The sequence below is a fragment of the Neisseria sp. P0021.S007 genome, assembly GCF_051956855.1.
Window position 1 is genome coordinate 1 of the sequence record NZ_JBQCXA010001028.1, and the last position, 545, is coordinate 545.

Sequence of the window (545 nt, forward strand, 5' to 3'; positions counted from 1 at the left end):
CATGTAAACCAAATAGTTCACCAAATCGCGTACATAAGCATCGTACTCTGTTTGGATGACTTTACCGTTTGGTAAGCGACGGCTGTGTGCGCCGGTAGATTCCCAATAAAGCTTGGGTTTCAATTCGCCATGCTCATCTTTAACCATAACCGGTTGACCTTTAGCATCCCACTCAACCGCTTGAACGCCTTGTTGCTCCCACAATGGGTGCGGCATACCGACTTTATCGAATACGACGTTATTCCAGCCATTAGGACGGGTCGGATCTTTATAGAAGCCGCGCATATAGGCATACAGATAATCCGCGCCTTTAGAACGGGCAATCAGTGTCAGATCCGGCGGAGCCGCACCAAACCATTTGGCAGCATCTTTAGGATTCATCGCCGCCAGCATAACATCACCGACGTTGTCTGTCGTAAACATCAGGTTTTTCTTGATTTCTTCGTCAGTCAAACCGATGTCTTTCAGACGGTTGAAACGCATACCGCTTGCCGAGTGGCAGGATAAGCAGTAGTTGGTGAAAATTTGAGCACCGCGCTGCAAGC

1 protein-coding gene is annotated in these 545 nt (G+C 48.6%); it reads right to left on the minus strand.

Going from position 1 to position 545, the window contains the following annotated elements; translation table 11 throughout:
- A partial coding sequence (locus ACTHUR_RS17335; protein ID WP_440399951.1) for a cytochrome c1 occupies window positions 1–545 on the minus strand: 545 nt, incomplete at both ends.